The 15,997-nt window shown below is 61.5% G+C and carries 12 protein-coding genes and 1 pseudogene; 8 read left to right on the forward strand and 5 right to left on the reverse strand.

Going from position 1 to position 15,997, the window contains the following annotated elements; translation table 11 throughout:
- The first annotated feature begins 386 nt into the window (after positions 1–386).
- Together macA and C4J83_RS12370 are read left to right on the forward strand one after the other, a co-directional pair.
- The gene (macA, locus tag C4J83_RS12365) at positions 387–1,538 is read left to right on the forward strand and encodes a macrolide transporter subunit MacA (RefSeq protein WP_106580318.1); all 1,152 of its coding nucleotides are present in this window, start codon (positions 387–389) and stop codon (positions 1,536–1,538) included.
- Between the two features lie 3 nt (positions 1,539–1,541).
- On the forward strand, positions 1,542–3,500 hold the full coding sequence (locus C4J83_RS12370; RefSeq protein ID WP_106580317.1) for a MacB family efflux pump subunit: 1,959 nt from the start codon (positions 1,542–1,544) through the stop codon (positions 3,498–3,500).
- Between the two features lie 56 nt (positions 3,501–3,556).
- Here C4J83_RS12370 and C4J83_RS12375 read toward each other — a convergent pair whose 3' ends face one another.
- Both C4J83_RS12375 and C4J83_RS12380 read right to left on the reverse strand, forming a co-directional pair.
- Positions 3,557–4,234 (reverse strand): response regulator transcription factor, encoded by a 678-nt coding sequence (locus tag C4J83_RS12375; RefSeq protein ID WP_119741634.1) that lies wholly within the window; start codon positions 4,232–4,234, stop codon positions 3,557–3,559.
- Between the two features lie 232 nt (positions 4,235–4,466).
- Positions 4,467–5,714 (reverse strand): methionine gamma-lyase, encoded by a 1,248-nt coding sequence (locus C4J83_RS12380; RefSeq protein ID WP_124417158.1) that lies wholly within the window; start codon positions 5,712–5,714, stop codon positions 4,467–4,469.
- Positions 5,715–5,837: 123 nt separating this feature from the next.
- Between C4J83_RS12380 and C4J83_RS12385 the strand changes: the two genes are divergently transcribed.
- Together C4J83_RS12385 and C4J83_RS12390 are read left to right on the forward strand one after the other, a co-directional pair.
- Positions 5,838–6,308 (forward strand): Lrp/AsnC family transcriptional regulator, encoded by a 471-nt coding sequence (locus C4J83_RS12385; protein ID WP_106580315.1) that lies wholly within the window; start codon positions 5,838–5,840, stop codon positions 6,306–6,308.
- Between the two features lie 121 nt (positions 6,309–6,429).
- Positions 6,430–6,867: a carboxymuconolactone decarboxylase family protein gene (locus tag C4J83_RS12390; RefSeq protein WP_106580314.1), complete on the forward strand. Its 438-nt coding sequence runs from the start codon at positions 6,430–6,432 to the stop codon at positions 6,865–6,867.
- Positions 6,868–6,871: 4 nt separating this feature from the next.
- Here the strand turns inward: C4J83_RS12390 and C4J83_RS12395 are convergent, their stop codons facing one another.
- On the reverse strand, positions 6,872–7,642 hold the full coding sequence (locus C4J83_RS12395; protein WP_124417159.1) for an AraC family transcriptional regulator: 771 nt from the start codon (positions 7,640–7,642) through the stop codon (positions 6,872–6,874).
- A gap of 97 nt (positions 7,643–7,739) precedes the next feature.
- Between C4J83_RS12395 and C4J83_RS12400 the strand changes: the two genes are divergently transcribed.
- A complete protein-coding gene (locus C4J83_RS12400; RefSeq protein ID WP_124417160.1) occupies positions 7,740–8,870 on the forward strand; it encodes an MFS transporter in 1,131 nt (376 codons plus the stop codon).
- On the opposite strand, the gene C4J83_RS12405 is transcribed toward C4J83_RS12400, so the two are convergent.
- Together C4J83_RS12405 and C4J83_RS12410 are read right to left on the reverse strand one after the other, a co-directional pair.
- Entirely contained in the window at positions 8,860–11,019 is a 2,160-nt protein-coding gene (locus C4J83_RS12405) for a TonB-dependent siderophore receptor (RefSeq protein ID WP_124417161.1), read from the reverse strand. The genes C4J83_RS12400 and C4J83_RS12405 overlap by 11 nt on opposite strands.
- A 97-nt stretch (positions 11,020–11,116) precedes the next feature.
- Positions 11,117–12,013, reverse strand: coding sequence for a helix-turn-helix domain-containing protein (locus C4J83_RS12410; RefSeq protein ID WP_106580310.1), 897 nt, complete (start codon positions 12,011–12,013; stop codon positions 11,117–11,119).
- Between the two features lie 139 nt (positions 12,014–12,152).
- Here C4J83_RS12410 and C4J83_RS12415 point away from each other — a divergent pair, with 139 nt between their 5' ends.
- The 3 genes and pseudogenes from C4J83_RS12415 to C4J83_RS12425 all read left to right on the forward strand — a co-directional run bounded on the left by C4J83_RS12415 (position 12,153) and on the right by C4J83_RS12425 (position 15,915).
- Positions 12,153–13,511 (forward strand): glutamine synthetase family protein, encoded by a 1,359-nt coding sequence (locus tag C4J83_RS12415; protein ID WP_119741642.1) that lies wholly within the window; start codon positions 12,153–12,155, stop codon positions 13,509–13,511.
- 23 nt (positions 13,512–13,534) lie between these two features.
- Positions 13,535–14,623 (forward strand): annotated as a pseudogene (locus C4J83_RS12420) (polyamine ABC transporter substrate-binding protein).
- On the forward strand, positions 14,620–15,915 hold the full coding sequence (locus C4J83_RS12425) for an NAD(P)/FAD-dependent oxidoreductase (RefSeq protein ID WP_124417162.1): 1,296 nt from the start codon (positions 14,620–14,622) through the stop codon (positions 15,913–15,915). Before C4J83_RS12420 ends, C4J83_RS12425 begins: the two are co-directional and overlap by 4 nt.
- Positions 15,916–15,997 lie beyond the last annotated feature (82 nt).

Consider the following 15,997-nt stretch of genomic DNA (forward strand, 5'->3'; position numbering starts at 1 on the left):
CCAAAAGGTCTTCGCCCCACCACTCGGCACCTCGCTTTGGCTCGGTGTGCCCTCATGCAGGCTTTGGAGCGTGGGCCGCCGCGATGGGCCATCCTTGGCCCAACGCGGCTAACCCGGCGTCCTGCCGGGTTACCCACGCTCCAAAGCCTGCGTTCGGCCAGCGTGGTTTAACGGGGCGCCTCAGAGCAAGATCAAGGTCAAAAGCCAATCAAGAGCCGCTCGATCTGTTCCTGACGCGTGGCGCTCCTGAGGTGGGAGCTGGCTTGCCTGCGACAGCGGCGTATCAGCCCGACGTAGGGCGCCAGACACTCAGCAACCACAGGTAATCCAGCGGCCACGCCAGGCCGTTTTCGCTTCAGACCCTCTTCATCTTTTTATGGTCATTTATGGATAAGTCAACGTTTCGCAAACTCGGAATGCTCGCGGTATTGGCGGTTGCCATCGGCCTTGTCGTGTACACGGTGCAAGCGCCCGCCGACACACCGCAATACCTCACCGCCACGGCTGAACGGGGCGATATCGAAAATGCCGTATTGGCCACGGGCGTGCTCGAAGGCATCAAACAGGTTGACGTCGGCGCACAGGTTTCGGGGCAGTTGAAGTCGCTCAAGGTGAAGGTCGGTGACAAGGTCAAAAAAGGCCAATGGCTCGCCGAAATCGACCCGCTGATCCTGCAAAACACCTTGCGCAAAGCCCAGGTCGATGAAGAGAACCTGCAGGCCCAGCGCCGCGCCACGGCGGCGCAGCTCAAGCAGGCCAAGTCCGTCTACGAGCGCTACAAAGGCTTGCAGATCGACGAGTCGGTGTCGCGTCAGGATTTTGAAGACGCGGAATCCACCTTCCAGGTGCAGCAAGCCAACCTGCTGTCCCTGGATGCGCAGATCAAGAGTGCGCACATCCAGATCGACACCGCCAAGGTCAACCTGGCCTATACCCGCATCGTCGCGCCCATTGACGGGGATGTGGTCGGCATCGTCACCCAGGAAGGCCAGACCGTGATCGCCAACCAGCTGGCGCCGGTGCTGCTCAAGCTGGCGGACCTGGACACCATGACCGTCAAGGCGCAGGTGTCCGAGGCGGATGTGATCCACATCAGCCCGGGCCAGCAGGTGTATTTCACCATCCTCGGCGAGGCCGACAAGCGCTACTACGCCAAGCTGCGCGGGACCGAGCCGGCGCCGCAGAACTTCCTCGAAACCCAGACCGCCGGCACGCCCAAGCAGAACACCGCGGTGTTCTACAACGCGCTGTTCGACGTGCCCAACCCTGACCATCGCCTGCGCATCGCCATGACCGCTCAGGTGCGTATCGTGCTCGACACCGCCCAGGCCGCGCTGATGGTGCCGGTGGCGGCACTCGGGTCGCGCAACGCTGATGGCAGCTACCCGCTGCGCGTGCTGGATGCCAAGGGCAAAGCCGTGTCGCGGGATGTGAAGACCGGGATCAACAACAACGTCAAAGTGCAGATTCTGGACGGCCTGGTCGAGGGCGATAAGGTCGTGATCGGTGACGCATCGCCTGTTGCGGCGGGGAACTGACGCATGACCCAACCACTGTTGGAACTCAAGGGCATCACCCGCAGTTTCATGGCCGGCGAGCGCGAATTCATCGCGCTCAAGGGCATCGACTTGACCATCCATGCCGGAGAAATGGTCGCGATCATCGGCGCCTCGGGCTCGGGTAAATCCACGCTGATGAACATCCTCGGAGGCCTGGACTACGCCACCGCCGGCAGCTACAAAATCAATGGCATCGAAACCCGCTCGCTCGGCGATGAGCAACTGGCGGAACTGCGCCGCGATTACTTCGGTTTTATCTTCCAGCGCTACCACTTGCTCGCGCACCTGAGCGCCTTGCACAACGTGGAAATGCCGGCGATCTACGCCGGCACGCCAGAGACGCAACGCCACAGCCGCGCGCGGGATTTGCTCACCCGCCTGGGCCTGGCGGGGCACACCAGCCACCGGCCGAGCCAGCTTTCCGGCGGCCAGCAACAGCGCGTGAGCATCGCCCGCGCGTTGATGAACGGCGGTGAAGTGATTCTCGCCGACGAACCCACCGGCGCCCTCGACACCCACAGCGGCAAGGAGGTGATGCGCATCCTCGCCGAGCTGCACGCCGCCGGACACACAGTGATTATCGTCACCCACGACCCCAAGGTGGCCGCCAATGCCCAGCGCATTGTTGAGGTGTGTGACGGTGAGATTGTCAGCGACAAGGCCAACGACAGCGTCGGCCTGGAGGTGCCCGCTGAGGCGCCCATCGAGACCCGGCGCAGCGGTGCACGGCGTCTGGTGGCGAGCCTGGGGTTGTTCAAGGAAGCATTCAACATGGCCTGGGTGGCATTGATTTCCCATCGCATGCGCACCCTGCTGACGATGCTCGGGATTGTCATCGGCATCACCTCGGTGGTGTCGATCTCAGCCATTGGTGAGGGCGCCAAGCGTTACGTGCTCAAGGACATCCAGGCGATTGGCAGCAACACCATCGATATCTTTTCCGGCACCAGTTTTGGTGACAGCCGCGCCTCCGCCATCGAAACATTGATGCCCTCGGACGTGGAGGCGTTGAACCAGCTGTATTACGTCGACAGCGCCACGCCGGTGGTGGGCCGCAACCTGCTGCTGCGCTTTGGCAATATCGACCTGGATGCGCAGGTCAATGGCGTCAGCGACCGCTACTTCAAAGTGAAGGGGTTGAAGCTGGAAGCCGGGATTGCCTTCAGCGAAAGCGACGCGCGGCGCCAGGCCCAGGTGGTGGTGATCGACCACAACACCCGACATCGCTTGTTCGGACCGAATGTGGACCCGTTGGGCCAGGTGATCCTGGTCGGCAATCTGCCGTGCACGGTGATTGGTGTGACGGCCGACAACAAAAACATGTTTGCCGCCAGCAAGGCGCTGAACGTGTGGGTGCCTTATGAGACGGCGGCGGGGCGTCTGTTGGGCCAGCGCCATCTGGACAGCATCACCGTGCGCATCAAGGACGGCCAGCCGAGCAAAGTGGTGGAAGAAAACGTCAATAAACTCATGCTGCAACGTCACGGCACCAAGGATTTTTTCACCAATAACCTCGACAGCATCATGCAAACGGTGCAGAAAACCAGCCGCTCGCTGGCGCTGCTGTTGTCGCTGATCGCGGTGATTTCGTTGCTGGTGGGCGGTATCGGGGTGATGAACATCATGTTGGTGTCGGTGACCGAGCGGACGCGCGAGATTGGTATTCGCATGGCTGTGGGCGCGCGCCAGTCGGACATCCGCCAGCAGTTTCTGGTGGAAGCGGTAATGGTGTGTCTGATCGGCGGGATGATCGGGATCTCGTTGTCCTTTGCGATCGGCTATCTGTTTTCATTGTTTGTGAAGGAATGGGAAATGGTGTTTTCCCTGGGCTCGATCATCACCGCGTTTGCGTGTTCGACCCTGATCGGCATTGTGTTTGGCTTTGTCCCGGCCAGGAATGCGGCGCGGCTGGACCCGATTGAGGCGTTGGCCAGGGACTGACGGCAGCGGTCAAATGTGGGAGCAGGCACGCCAGCTCCCACAGGTTTTTGGGTGATTCACAGGGTGGTGAGCGTGCCTTCCTCGGTCGCGTACATCCACCGCAACAACGAATGCCGCCCGCTGATGCCCAGCTTGATCGCCGCGCGTTTGAGGTAGCTCTCGATGGTGTTGACCTTGAGTGCCAGTTGCTCTGCCAATTGCGGTGCGGTGCGCCCGGCCAGCAGGCCGACGCACACTTCGAGTTCGCGGTTGGAAAGCGTCAGGCCCGATTGCACCAGGCGTTCTTCAATGCGCCGGCGCAGGGTTTCGATGCCCTGGTTTTCCGGCATCAGCGGTTCGCTGGTCGGGCGGCAAGGCTGGATCGCGGTGATGTGTTTTTCGACCATGGGCAGCAGCAGCGTGGAGAAGTCCTGCAGCATGCTGCGTTCCTGCGGCGAAAAGCTTTCTGACTGGTGCGAGCGGTACACCGACAGCACATAGCGCACATCGTCCCTGCGGCGCGTGAGGTGCAGTTGAGCGGCGGGTTGTTCTTCACCCAATGCGGCTACCGAATCGGTGTAGACCGGGCTGATCCTGCGGCGGGTGTGGCCTTCGGCACTGACCCGCAATTGCGTGATATGGGTGGCGTCCACTGCCAGTTGAGTCAGGATAAGGTCATGCAGCATGCGTGGGAAATGGCGACTGCCGGTGCTGGCGATGACCTTGCCTATATGTGGGAACAGGTGTGAGTTCATCAATTCGTCCATGAGTTTCGAGTGCAGGTATTCAGCCTTATCGCGACGGGATTTAAGAAGGTAACCAGGGTGAATAACCTGCAGTGATAATGCACCCGTCGAGAACCTATGCTAGTACAGCCTGGCGAAAGCATGGGGATCCAATCTGGAAAAAATCAGATTAAAAACGCATAACGATGGTCAGACCAGTCCGACCACCGTTTGTAGGAAAGCGTTGGTGGGTGCCCAAGGCTTATTTCACGCTGTGCTCTTCAACTTGGGCACGGCGGGGTGCGACGGTGCGGGTGCATTTGGCCAGGGCTTGATGGACATCCTCCAGGAGGTCGGCGATGTCCTCCAGCCCGACCGATAAACGCACAAGGCCTTCGCTGATGCCGTGTTGCGCACGTTCTTCAGGCGTGTAGGTGGAATGGGTCATGCTGGCCGGGTGCTGGGCCAGTGATTCGGCATCGCCCAGGCTGACCGCACGGGTGAACACGTTGAGGGCGTTCATGAAGCGGCGGCCGCTTGCAATGCCGCCCTTGAGTTCAAAGGCGATCATGCCGCCGGACTGCTTCATCTGCCGCGCCGCCAATTCGTATTGTGGGAAAGAGCGCAACCCGGGGTAGGTCACCCACTGCACGGCCGGGTGTGCCTGCAGCGCCTCGGCCACCGCCAGGGCATTGCTGCAATGGCGGTCCATGCGCAGGGCCAATGTCTTGAGGCCGCGCATCAGCAACGACGCATCCTGCGGTGACATCACCGCGCCGGTCAGGTCCTTGAGGCCTTGCAGGCGAATGCGCTGCGCCAGGGCCTGGTTGCTCACGGCGATACCGGCGGTGATATCGCCATGGCCACTGAGGTACTTGGTCGCCGAGTGCACCACCACGTCGGCGCCCAGTTCCAGAGGCCGTTGCAGGTAGGGCGTGCAGTAGGTGTTGTCGACCACCACGGTAACGTTGGGCTGCTGGTGGGCAAGCGCGGCGACCGCCGCAATGTCCACCAGGCGCAAGTTGGGGTTGGCCGGCGTCTCGCAGTAGATCATGCGGGTCGCGGGGCAAAGCGCCGCGCGCAAGGCCGCCAGGTCGGTCAGGTCGACGTGACGCACCTTGATGCCGAATTCGCCGATGCCATGGTGCAGCAGGGCGAACGTGCAGCCGTAGAGGGTCTGGCTGACAATCAACTCATCGCCGGGACGCAACAGGGTCCAGAACGTCGCGGCAATCGCGCCCATGCCGGAACTGAACGCCACGGCGGCCTCGCCGTTTTCCAGGGTGGCCATGCGCGACTCCAGCAGCGCCAGGGTCGGGTTGGAGATGCGCGTATAGAAGTGGCCGCTGGCTTCACCGGCAAAGCAGGCCGCGCCGTATTCGACCGTGGGGAATGCAAACGTGGCAGACAGATAGATCGGCGGCACCAGGGCGCCGTGGTGGTCCTTGGGGTCATAGCCGTGGTGGATGGCGCGAGTGGAAAAGCCGAATGCAGTGTGTTTATTGTTCATGTCGCACGCTCCTTATTTCCTACGATGCTATGCTCATAACCAAAGATGAACGTTGCAAAGTTTGCTGGTAATGCGCGGGTTAAGGGTCGAAACGTCGATAAAAACAATGAATAGAGGCACATTATGCCCGTGAGTCTGGATCGCACCGATAAAGCACTTTTAAACGCGCTGCAAGGCAATGCCCGGCTGACGGTGGCCGAACTGGCTGACCGGGTGGCGCTGACTACCTCGCCCTGTTGGCGCAGGGTGCGCAGCCTGGAAGAGAGCGGGGTGATCAGCGGCTACCAGGCGATCCTGTCGCCCAAGGCGCTGGGGTATGGGGTGACCGCATTTGTGAGCATCATGATGGAAAGTCATACCCAGGAAATCGCCCGCGCGTTTGAGCAGCGGCTGTTGGAAATTCCCGAGATTGTGGCGTGCCATAACGTGTCCGGGCGTTATGACTTTTTGCTTGAGGTGGTGGCCAAGGACCTCGAGTCGTTCGGGGAGTTTGCGCGCGAGGTGTTGCAAACGTTGCCTTGCGTCAAGGAGATCTATTCGAGCTTTTCGTACAAGTCGGTCAGGCGGCTGCGGGTGATTCCGTTGCCGGGGTGATCGTTTACCTTCCCGCACGGGCGCCACATTGGCCACCCAATCTTCCCCGCAATTGGATATTTCTCCAGGCACTCACGGTGACTACTCTAGCCATCAATCCCCACCGTTCTGGAGTATCACCATGCAAACCCGTACCGATTTCTACACCGCTTCCCCGGATGCCATGAAAGCCATGCTCGCCCTGGAAGCCGCTGTCGGCAAACTGTCCCTGGAACTCCCGCTGCTGGAACTGGTGCGCCTGCGCGTCTCGCAGATCAACGGCTGCGCCTTCTGCCTCGACATGCACACCGCCGACGCCCGCAAGGGCGGCGAAACCGAGCGCCGCTTGTACACCGTGTCGGCCTGGCGTGAAACACCGTTTTTCACCCCACGTGAGCGTGCCGCCCTGGCCTGGGCCGAAAGCCTCACCCTGATCAGCCAGACCCACGCCGCAGACGAAGACTACAACGCGCTGGCCGCCGAGTTCAGCGCCCAGGAACAGGTCGATTTAAGCGTGGCCATCGCCACCATCAACAGCTGGAACCGCTTGGCCGTGGGCTTTCGCAAGATGCCCAAGTAAACCTTCAGCTTGATTTGAAATACCCACGTGGCGTGGTGCCGGTCATGCCCTTGAAAAAGGCGATCAACGCACTGTCACTGGCAAAGCCCAGCGCGAAAGCGCAGTAACCCAGGCTGCGCCCGGTGGCGAGCAGTTCGATGACCCGCATCAAGCGCCACTGCTGGCGCCATTGCTGATACCCCAGGCCGGTTTCCCGCAGGAAAATCCGGCCGATGGTCTTGGTGCTGGCGCCAATTTGTGTTTCCAGCGCTTGCAGCGTTGGTGGCAACCTGTCGAGATCGGCCAGCAACGGGGCCAGGCGCTTGTCCTGCGGCAAGGGCAGGAGCATCGGTTGCTCGGCGGCTTGCTGGATTTCATCCAGGCACAACCCCAGTAGGTGGGCATGCCGACCGGCGTGCCAATCGGTCTCAAACGGCGCCATTGCCATGGGCTCCAGCACCGCCCGCAGCAAGGCGCTGACTTCGATGACCCGCACCTGTTTGGGCAACTGATCAGCCAATGCCGGGCTCAGGTAGACCGACCGGTAATCCACGGTTTTGTGCATCACCGCGCGATGGGGCACACCGCAGGGGATCCATGCCGCGCGGGAGGGCGGCAGCAGGCACAGTTGGTTGTCGAGGGTGATGCGGGTGCAACCCTGTTGGGTAAACAACAGTTGCCCGCGCTGGTGGCGATGCAGGCCGGAGTCGTGGTCGCCGAGCAGCGCGGCGATGCCGATGACCGGCGCCGGGAGGCGGTCGGGGTCGAAAGACGCGTCGGCGGCAAGCCAGGCCATAGGTTGTCCGATTTGATCGATAAAATGGCGAAGTTTGGATAATACCCCAGTTGCCGGTCCTTAAACTCCTCGCGTTGTTCATACGAGGGAGTCGTCAATGAAAGTTCAAAACCTGCTGGTGCTGACCGTGGCGTTGCTGATGTTTCCGCAATTGGCCCAGACCCTTTACAGCCCGGCACTGGGTGATATCGGCGAAGCGTTTGCGGTGGGCCCCGAACGGGCAGGGCAGACCTTGTCGGTGTATTTCCTGGCGTTTGCATTCGGGGTGGTGGTGTGGGGCCGGCTGTGTGATCGCTGGGGGCGGCGGCCGGTGATGTTGGCCGGATTGGCCTTATACGTGGCGGCGTCGGTATTGGCCTTGAGTGTGACCACGTTCAATGCCTTGTTACTGGCCCAGGCGCTGGCGGCGTTCGGTGCGGCGGTCGGCTCGGTGGTGACGCAGACCGTGCTGCGCGATCGTTTCCACGGTGCGCAGTTGGCCCAGGTGTTTTCGATAATGGGCATTGCTCTGGCTGCGAGTCCTGCGCTGGGTTTGTTCAGTGGCGCGACGCTGGTGCAGTACTTCGGTTATCGCGGCATGCTGGCCGGGTTGCTGCTGGCGGCGCTGACGTTGTGGGGCTGGTGCCTGTGGGCCTTGCCCGAGACGCGTCCTGCCTCAGTGTCGACGGCGTCGCTGCCCGAAACGCTGGGCCTGATGCTCAGGGACGCAGGAATCTGGCGCTCGGTCGGTCTGGTAGCGGCGTTCAATATTGCGCTGTTCGGCTATTACAGCGTGGGGCCGTTTATTTTTGCGCGGCTGGGTTTGTCCGCTGCCCAATTCGGTTACAGCGGCGTGCTGCTGGCGCTGGGTTCGGGGCTTGGGGCGTGGCTGAACAAGCGATTGCTCAAGCGTGGCATGAACGGTGAGCAGTTGGTGCTGACCGCCGCCGGCCTGGCGGCACTGGGGGGCTTGCTCGTCGTGCTGCTGCAAGGCAGCTGGCTGTTTGTATGGCCGATGCTGTTGGTGGTGCTGGCATTCGGCATGGCAATCCCGAATGTGCTGGGTGCCGCACTGGTGCGCTATCCCGACCGGCTTGGCACGGCCGCCGCAGTGTTCGGCTTGCTGTATTACTTGATGATCGGCGCCGGGCTTGGGTTGGTGGCCTGGGCCCAGAACCTGGGCTGGAGCCTGTTGATCTGTGGCGTGGCGGCGCTTTGTCTGGCAGCGCCGCGGGTGTTCAGAAGTTGACCGAAGCACTCACGCGCGCCGTCAGCGGCGCGCCCTGGAACAGGTAGTCATCGCCCATGTATTCGCCGGCGTCGCGCCAGTAACGCTTGTCGAACAGGTTGTCGACGCTCAGGCGAAACACGGTTTCATAGCCGTCGACTTTGGTGGTGTAGCGGCTACCGACATTGACCACTGCATAATCCCCTACCTCAACATTCCCGGTGCGGTTGGCGTATTTCTTGGCGCTGTATTGCACACCGCCGAGCAGCGCCAGACCGTTCACCCATGGCAACGCGTAGTCGGCGTACACGCTGGCGCGCAGCGTGGGCACGTTGATCGCTTGATGGCCTTCGTATTCCGGCGTGCCGCTGTTGCTCACGCGCGCGCGAATCGCCGCCACGCTGGTTGCGATTTGCAGGCGGTCGGTGGCCCAGCCGTTGGCGGAGAGTTCCAGGCCGGTATTTTTCTGTTGGCCTTGTTGCACGTAGGTGAACTTGCCATCTTCCGGTTTGGCGTACTGATAGGCCTGATGAGTCTGGAATACGGCGGCGGCGAAGCTAATTCGGCGCCAGTCGTATTTCACGCCGGCTTCGATTTGCCGTGACACGGTTGGAGCCAGAGTTTCGTCGGCGTTTTCAGCGAACCAAGGCGCCGTGCCGCCCAGCGACAGGCCTTTGCTGTAGCTGGTGTACAGCGAGATGTTTTCCACTGGTTTGTAAATCAACGAAGCTTGAGGAAGGAACACGTATTGCTGGGTGTGGCGAGCCTGGTTGCCATTATCGTCATAGGCTTTTTCATCCAGGCGCACTTCACGGCCGCCAAGAATGGTTTGCCATTGCTCGTTGAAACGGATGCGGTCGGTGACGAACAGCCCGTACTGGCGGCTGTCGAGGTTGCGGTGGCTATCATTGAGCGGCACGTCAGTGGGCGTGAATGTCGGTGAGTCGGCGTCGATGTTGCTGGTGCCAATGTACTCATTGACCGATTTGCGCTTGTCGATCACCCGGCGAAACGCGCTGGTGCCCAAGGTCAGCTCATGGCCGATGCCTGCGGTGTCGAACAGCCCGGTCATCGCCGCCTGCACTTCATCGTCGCGGCGGGTGTCGTCGGGGCTGTGATAGTCGTAGACGTCGTAGTTGCCTTCGGGGCTGAAATGGTTGGGCACGCTCGATGAACTACAGCTGGTCGAGCCATAACAGCCCCAGGCAAACGCGCTGTAGTCATCAATCACCACCTTGCTGCGCGCGGCGCTGAGAGTGCCTTTCCACTGATCGCTGAAACGGTATTCGAACTTGCCGTTGAGGTTCAGCGAGTCGATGCCCACCTGTTTGGAACCACTCTGGTGCCCCAGCAGTTTTTTCGGCGAGGCATCGTGGGGCACCTCGGTTCCGCCCAGCAGTTGATAACCCGGCACCGAGCGCTGTTGCTTGTTCTGGTATTCCGCATCCAGTTGCAGCACGGCGTCGGGGCTGATAGTCCAGTCGAACGCCAGGGACACGAAATCGCGCTGGCCATTGGCGTGCTCCACATAGCTGTTGAGGTCTTCATGGGCCACGTTGGCGCGCAGGCCAAACTGCTGCTCGCTGCCGAACCAGCCGCCGACATCGGTGGCTATGTAACCGCTGCCGCGATCGTCGGTGGACACCGTGACCGAGCGCACGTCTTGCGGGCGTTTGGTCACGTAGTTGATCACTCCGCTGGGCTCGGCAATGCCGCTCTGCAAACCGGCCAGGCCCTTGAGCACTTCCACTTGCTGTTTGTTTTCGAGGGCGACGTTCTGCTCGCCGGTGATGGTACGCCCATTGATCTTGTAGCTGCTTGCCGCATTGAGCGAGAAGCCGCGCACCACGAAGTTTTCGTAATAACCAATCGGTGCATAGCTGTCGCCGACCGAGGCATCGTTGCGCAGCACTTCGCTGAGCAGGCGCGCTTGCTGGTCCTTGATCAGCGCGGCGTTGATCACCGTGATCGAGGCCGGGGTGTCCAGCAACGGCGCCTCATCGAAGCCGCCGACCGATGCGGTTTCGCTGCGGTAGCCGGACTCGTCCTGGCCCTGGACGTTCACCGCCGGCAGCTCAATTTCAGCCGCCAGGCTGCTACCGATGCCGCCGCTGAGCAGCAGGCCGAGGGCGAAACGTGAGTGAACGGCAGGACGAAAACGCAAAACCATGGAGGCAGGGCCTTATAGCGCAGGACGGGGGGCGCATAAGCTAGGGGGAAGTGCGGGGTTTTACAAGTTACTGAGAACGGTTCTGTCGTCCCATCTTTCAGCTGGAGCGCTTCAGGGTTTCACTGGGCAGTTCCTTGAACAATGCGCGGTAGCTATTCGAAAACCGCCCCAAATGCCAGAACGACCAGTTCATCGCGACTTCGGCCACGGTGGTGTCGGCTGCGGTTAACAGCTCGCGCCGCGCCCCGTTCAAGCGGCGCAGCCGCAACCACTGCGCCGGGCTCATTCCGGTGTAGGTCTTGAAGCCTTGCTGTAACTGGCGCAGCGGCACACCGGCGATTTGCGCCAACTCCAGCAAGTTGACGGTTTCATCCGGCGCATCCGCTGCCCACTCGCCGATGCGCGCCATCAGCAGGCGTTCTTCGCTGCGTCGCTGCAATGAGCCGCGGTCCAGGCACACGCAGGCGTTGTCGAGGATGAACAGGCAATCGTCGAGCAACTGCTGAGTAAGGGCATCGCGGCTGATCGGGTCGAGTGTGGCGGACAACCGCGTCAGGGTGCCGCTGAGCCAACGGGTGAACAGCGCGTTCTGCTGACAGGTCAGCGGGGCCATGAACAGGCCTTCGAGTTTGGCCACATCCAGGCCATGGCGCTGCACGAACTGCGGGCCGAACACCACGGCCACTTCGCGGTAGTTTTCCGGGGTGATCCAGGTGTTGCGGCTTTCGCCATTGAGCAGGTACAGCGCGTTGTCGCTGCCATCGAAACAGAACGCCAATGCACCGGGCGGCGCGTTGAAGTTCTGCTCCACGCGCGTGTTCATGCACTCTTCGTACACCTGCACGCCTTGCAGGTCGAGGTAACGGATCTGCCCGGCAAAATGCCCCGGGGACATCTGCTGATACTGCTGCACCCAACCGGGTGTCGCACTGCATTGAGCGGCCACATCACCGGTAGTGAAAGCCTGTACGCGCAAAGCTGTTGCCTGTGTCATGGGTAACCTGGGCGCACTCTATTGGTGCGTTGTGGTTGGTGCAAAGTGGATAGATGCCGCAGGGCGGCGGCATCAAGATAGACCTCAATGCGCCGCGAGTACAAGCCGGCGCATGCCCCCAACCCATGACGAGGTCCTTATGAACGCCCCCTTCGATCAGCTGTCCGCCTGGCTGAAAGAACACAAGATTACCGAAGTCGAATGCGTGATCAGTGATTTGACTGGCATCGCACGCGGCAAGATTGCGCCCACCAACAAGTTCCTGCATGAGCGAGGCATGCGCCTGCCGGAAAGTGTGTTGCTGCAAACGGTGACCGGGGACTTTGTCGACGACGATATCTATTACGACCTGCTCGACCCGGCCGACATCGACATGATCTGCCGCCCGGTGTCCAACGCCACGTACGTGGTGCCGTGGGCTATCGAGCCCACCGCGATTGTGATCCACGACACCTATGACAAGCAGGGCAACCCGATTGAGCTGTCGCCGCGCAACGTGCTGAAAAAGGTGCTGCAACTGTATACCGAGCAAGGCTGGCAGCCGATTGTGGCGCCGGAAATGGAGTTCTACCTGACCCAGCGCTGCGAAGACCCGGACCTGCCGTTGAAAACCCCGGTGGGACGCTCCGGTCGCGCCGAAACCGGCCGCCAGTCATTTTCCATCGACGCCGCCAACGAATTCGATCCGCTGTTCGAAGACGTCTACGACTGGTGCGAGCTGCAGGGCCTGGACCTCGACACGTTGATCCACGAAGACGGCCCGGCGCAGATGGAAATCAACTTCCGCCACGGCGATGCCCTGCACCTGGCCGACCAGATCACCGTGTTCAAACGCACCCTGCGCGAAGCCGCGCTCAAGCACAACGTGGCCGCCACCTTCATGGCCAAACCGGTGGCCGACGAGCCCGGCAGCGCCATGCACCTGCACCAGAGCGTGGTGGACATCGCCACCGGCAAACCGGTGTTTGTCGATGCCGACGGCACGATGAGCCAGCTGTTCTTGCACCACATCGGCGGGTTGCAGACGTACATCCCAAAGCTGCTGCCGATGTTCGCGCCGAACGTGAATTCGTTCCGCCGCTTCCTGCCGGACACCTCGGCGCCGGTCAACGTGGAGTGGGGCGAAGAAAACCGTACCGTCGGCCTGCGCGTGCCCACTTCCAGCCCCGAGGCAATGCGCGTGGAGAACCGTTTGCCGGGCGCGGACGCCAACCCATACCTGGCAATTGCGGCCAGCTTGTTGTGCGGCTACCTGGGCATGATCGAAAAGATCGAGCCGAGCGCCCCGGTGGAAGGGCGCGCCTACGAGCGCCGCAACCTGCGCCTGCCGTTCACCCTCGAAGACGCGCTGGCGCGGATGGAGGATTGCGACACGGTCAAGCAGTACCTGGGCGAGAAGTTCGTGCGCGGCTACGTGGCAGTCAAACGCGCCGAGCATGAGAATTTCAAGCGGGTGATCAGTTCCTGGGAACGTGAGTTCCTGCTGTTGAGCGTCTAAAAAAACTCAAAAGGGGTGTCGATATGCGTCTTGTGAAAAAGCTTCTCCCGCTGGCCCTGGTGGCCGCGTTCAGCAGTGCCAGCCAAGCCGCGCCGACGGTCAGCGTCTACAACTGGACCGACTACATCGGTGAGACCACCTTGGCTGATTTCCAGGCCAAGACCGGGATCAAAGTGGTCTACGACGTGTTCGATTCCAACGAAACCCTGGAGGGCAAGTTGCTGGCGGGGCGCACCGGCTATGACGTGGTGGTGCCGTCCAACCACTTCCTGGCGCGCCAGGTGAAGGCCGGCGCGTTCCTCAAGCTCGACCGCTCGCAGCTACCCAACTTCAAGAACCTCGACCCCAAACTGCTCAAGCTGCTGGAGAAAAACGACCCGGGCAATGCGCATTCGGTGCCCTACCTGTGGGGCACCAATGGCATCGGCTACAACGTCGACAAGGTCAAGCAAGTGCTGGGCATCGACCATATCGATTCGTGGGCGGTGCTGTTCGAACCCGAGAACATCAAAAAACTCCACGAGTGCGGCGTCGCCTTCCTCGATTCGGCGGACGAGCTGTTCCCGGCGATCCTCAATTACATGGGCAAGGACCCGCGCAGCGAGAACCCCGAGGACTACAAACAGGCCGAAGCCAAGCTGCTGACACTGCGCCCGTACATCACGTACTTCCATTCCTCCAAGTACATCTCGGATCTGGCCAACGGCGATATCTGAGTGGCCTTCGGGTATTCCGGCGACGTGTTCCAGGCCGCCAACCGCGCCAAGGAAGCCAAAAACGGTGTGAACATCGCCTACTCAATTCCCAAGGAAGGCTCCAACCTGTGGTTCGACTTGCTGGCGATTCCGGCCGATGCCAGCAACCCGAAAGAAGCCCACGCGTTCATCAACTACCTGCTCGACCCCGAAGTGATCGCCAAGGTCAGTGCCTCGGTCGGCTACGCCAATGCCAACCCCGCCGCCAAGCCGTTCATGGCGCCGGAACTGGTGAACAACCCTGAGGTGTACCCGTCGCAGGAAGTGCTCGACAAACTCTACATTTCCACCACGCCGACCCCGGCGACCATGCGCCTGATGACCCGCGCCTGGAGCAAAGTGAAGACCAACAAATGATTTCATCCAGTGACCACGCCCGGTCCTATTACCGTGCTTCGGCCAATGCCATGCCTGAGCGTCCATCGCTGGGCACCGACCTGAGCGCCGATGTGTGCGTGATCGGCGGCGGTTTTACCGGGGTCAACACGGCCATCGAGCTGGCCCAGCGCGGGCTCTCGGTGATTCTGCTGGAGGCTCGGCGCATCGGCTGGGGCGCCAGCGGGCGCAATGGCGGGCAGTTGATTCGTGGCATCGGCCATGACGTGTCGGGGTTCGCCAGGTACGTAGGCGAGGAGGGCGTGCGTTACCTGGAGCAGGCCGGGATTGATTCGGTGGCGCTGGTAGGCGAGCGCATTCGTCAGCACAGCATTGACTGCGATCTGCGCTGGGGCTTTTGCGAACTGGCCAATACCACGGCGCAATTCGCTGCGTTCAAGGGCGAGCAGCAACGCCTTGCGGCGCTTGGGTATGCCCATGAAACTCGGCTGGTCGAAGCGCAGGACATGCAGCAGGTGGTCGGTTCGATGGTCTATGCCGGTGGCTTGGTGGACATGGGCTCTGGCCACCTGCACCCGCTGAATCTGGTGCTCGGCGAGGCGCAGGTGGCCGAGTCGCTGGGGGTGCGGATTTTCGAGCGCACCCAGGTCGTCGAACTGATCCACGGCGACACCGTGCAAGTGCGCTGCGCCGCTGGCACGGTGCGCGCCGCCCACTTGGTGCTGGCGTGCAATGCGCACCTGGATGAACTGGAACCGCGTTTGAGCGGCAAGGTACTGCCGGCGGGCAGTTACATTATCGCCACCGAGCCGTTGTCCGAGGCAGTCGCCAAGCAATTGATCCCGCAGAACCTGGCGCTGTGTGACCAGAAAGTCGGGCTGGACTACTACCGACTTTCCGCCGACCGCCGACTGTTGTTCGGCGGTGCGTGCCATTACTCCGGGCGTGATCCGGTGGACATCGCCGCGTATATGCAGCCCAAGATGCTCAAGGTATTCCCGCAGTTGGCGGGTACCGCCATCGAGTTCCAGTGGGGCGGCAAGATCGGCATTACCGCCAACCGCTTTGCGCAAGTCGGGCGGCTCAAGCAGCACCCGAATGTGTTCTATGCCCAGGGCTATTCCGGGCATGGACTGAACGTGACCCACTGGTGCGCAACGCTTTTGGCCGAAGCCATTCACGCGGGCCACAGCCAGGGCCTGGATATTTTCAGCCAGGTGCCGCACATGACGTTTCCGGGCGGCAAGGCCTTGCGCTCGCCGCTGCTGGCGCTGGGGATGTTGTGGTTGCGCCTGCGCGAGAGGTTTGGCTGACCCGGGTGGGAGCGGGCTTGCTCGCCAAAACAGGGTGTCAGGCGATGCATGTGCTGGCTGACCCACCGCGTTCGCGAGCAAG

Source organism: Pseudomonas sp. LBUM920, from assembly GCF_003852315.1.
GTDB lineage: Bacteria > Pseudomonadota > Gammaproteobacteria > Pseudomonadales > Pseudomonadaceae > Aquipseudomonas.

Coding starts and splice junctions, on each gene's coding strand:
- C4J83_RS12395 (WP_124417159.1), bottom strand. CDS start 7,642: ATGGCCTGGCTTGCCGCCGACGCGTCTTTCGACCCCGACCGCCTCCCG.
- macA (WP_106580318.1), top strand. CDS start 387: ATGGATAAGTCAACGTTTCGCAAACTCGGAATGCTCGCGGTATTGGCG.
- C4J83_RS12405 (WP_124417161.1), bottom strand. CDS start 11,019: ATGGTTTTGCGTTTTCGTCCTGCCGTTCACTCACGTTTCGCCCTCGGC.
- C4J83_RS12400 (WP_124417160.1), top strand. CDS start 7,740: ATGAAAGTTCAAAACCTGCTGGTGCTGACCGTGGCGTTGCTGATGTTT.
- C4J83_RS12370 (WP_106580317.1), top strand. CDS start 1,542: ATGACCCAACCACTGTTGGAACTCAAGGGCATCACCCGCAGTTTCATG.
- C4J83_RS12390 (WP_106580314.1), top strand. CDS start 6,430: ATGCAAACCCGTACCGATTTCTACACCGCTTCCCCGGATGCCATGAAA.
- C4J83_RS12415 (WP_119741642.1), top strand. CDS start 12,153: ATGAACGCCCCCTTCGATCAGCTGTCCGCCTGGCTGAAAGAACACAAG.
- C4J83_RS12410 (WP_106580310.1), bottom strand. CDS start 12,013: ATGACACAGGCAACAGCTTTGCGCGTACAGGCTTTCACTACCGGTGAT.
- C4J83_RS12385 (WP_106580315.1), top strand. CDS start 5,838: ATGCCCGTGAGTCTGGATCGCACCGATAAAGCACTTTTAAACGCGCTG.
- C4J83_RS12425 (WP_124417162.1), top strand. CDS start 14,620: ATGATTTCATCCAGTGACCACGCCCGGTCCTATTACCGTGCTTCGGCC.
- C4J83_RS12375 (WP_119741634.1), bottom strand. CDS start 4,234: ATGAACTCACACCTGTTCCCACATATAGGCAAGGTCATCGCCAGCACC.
- C4J83_RS12380 (WP_124417158.1), bottom strand. CDS start 5,714: ATGAACAATAAACACACTGCATTCGGCTTTTCCACTCGCGCCATCCAC.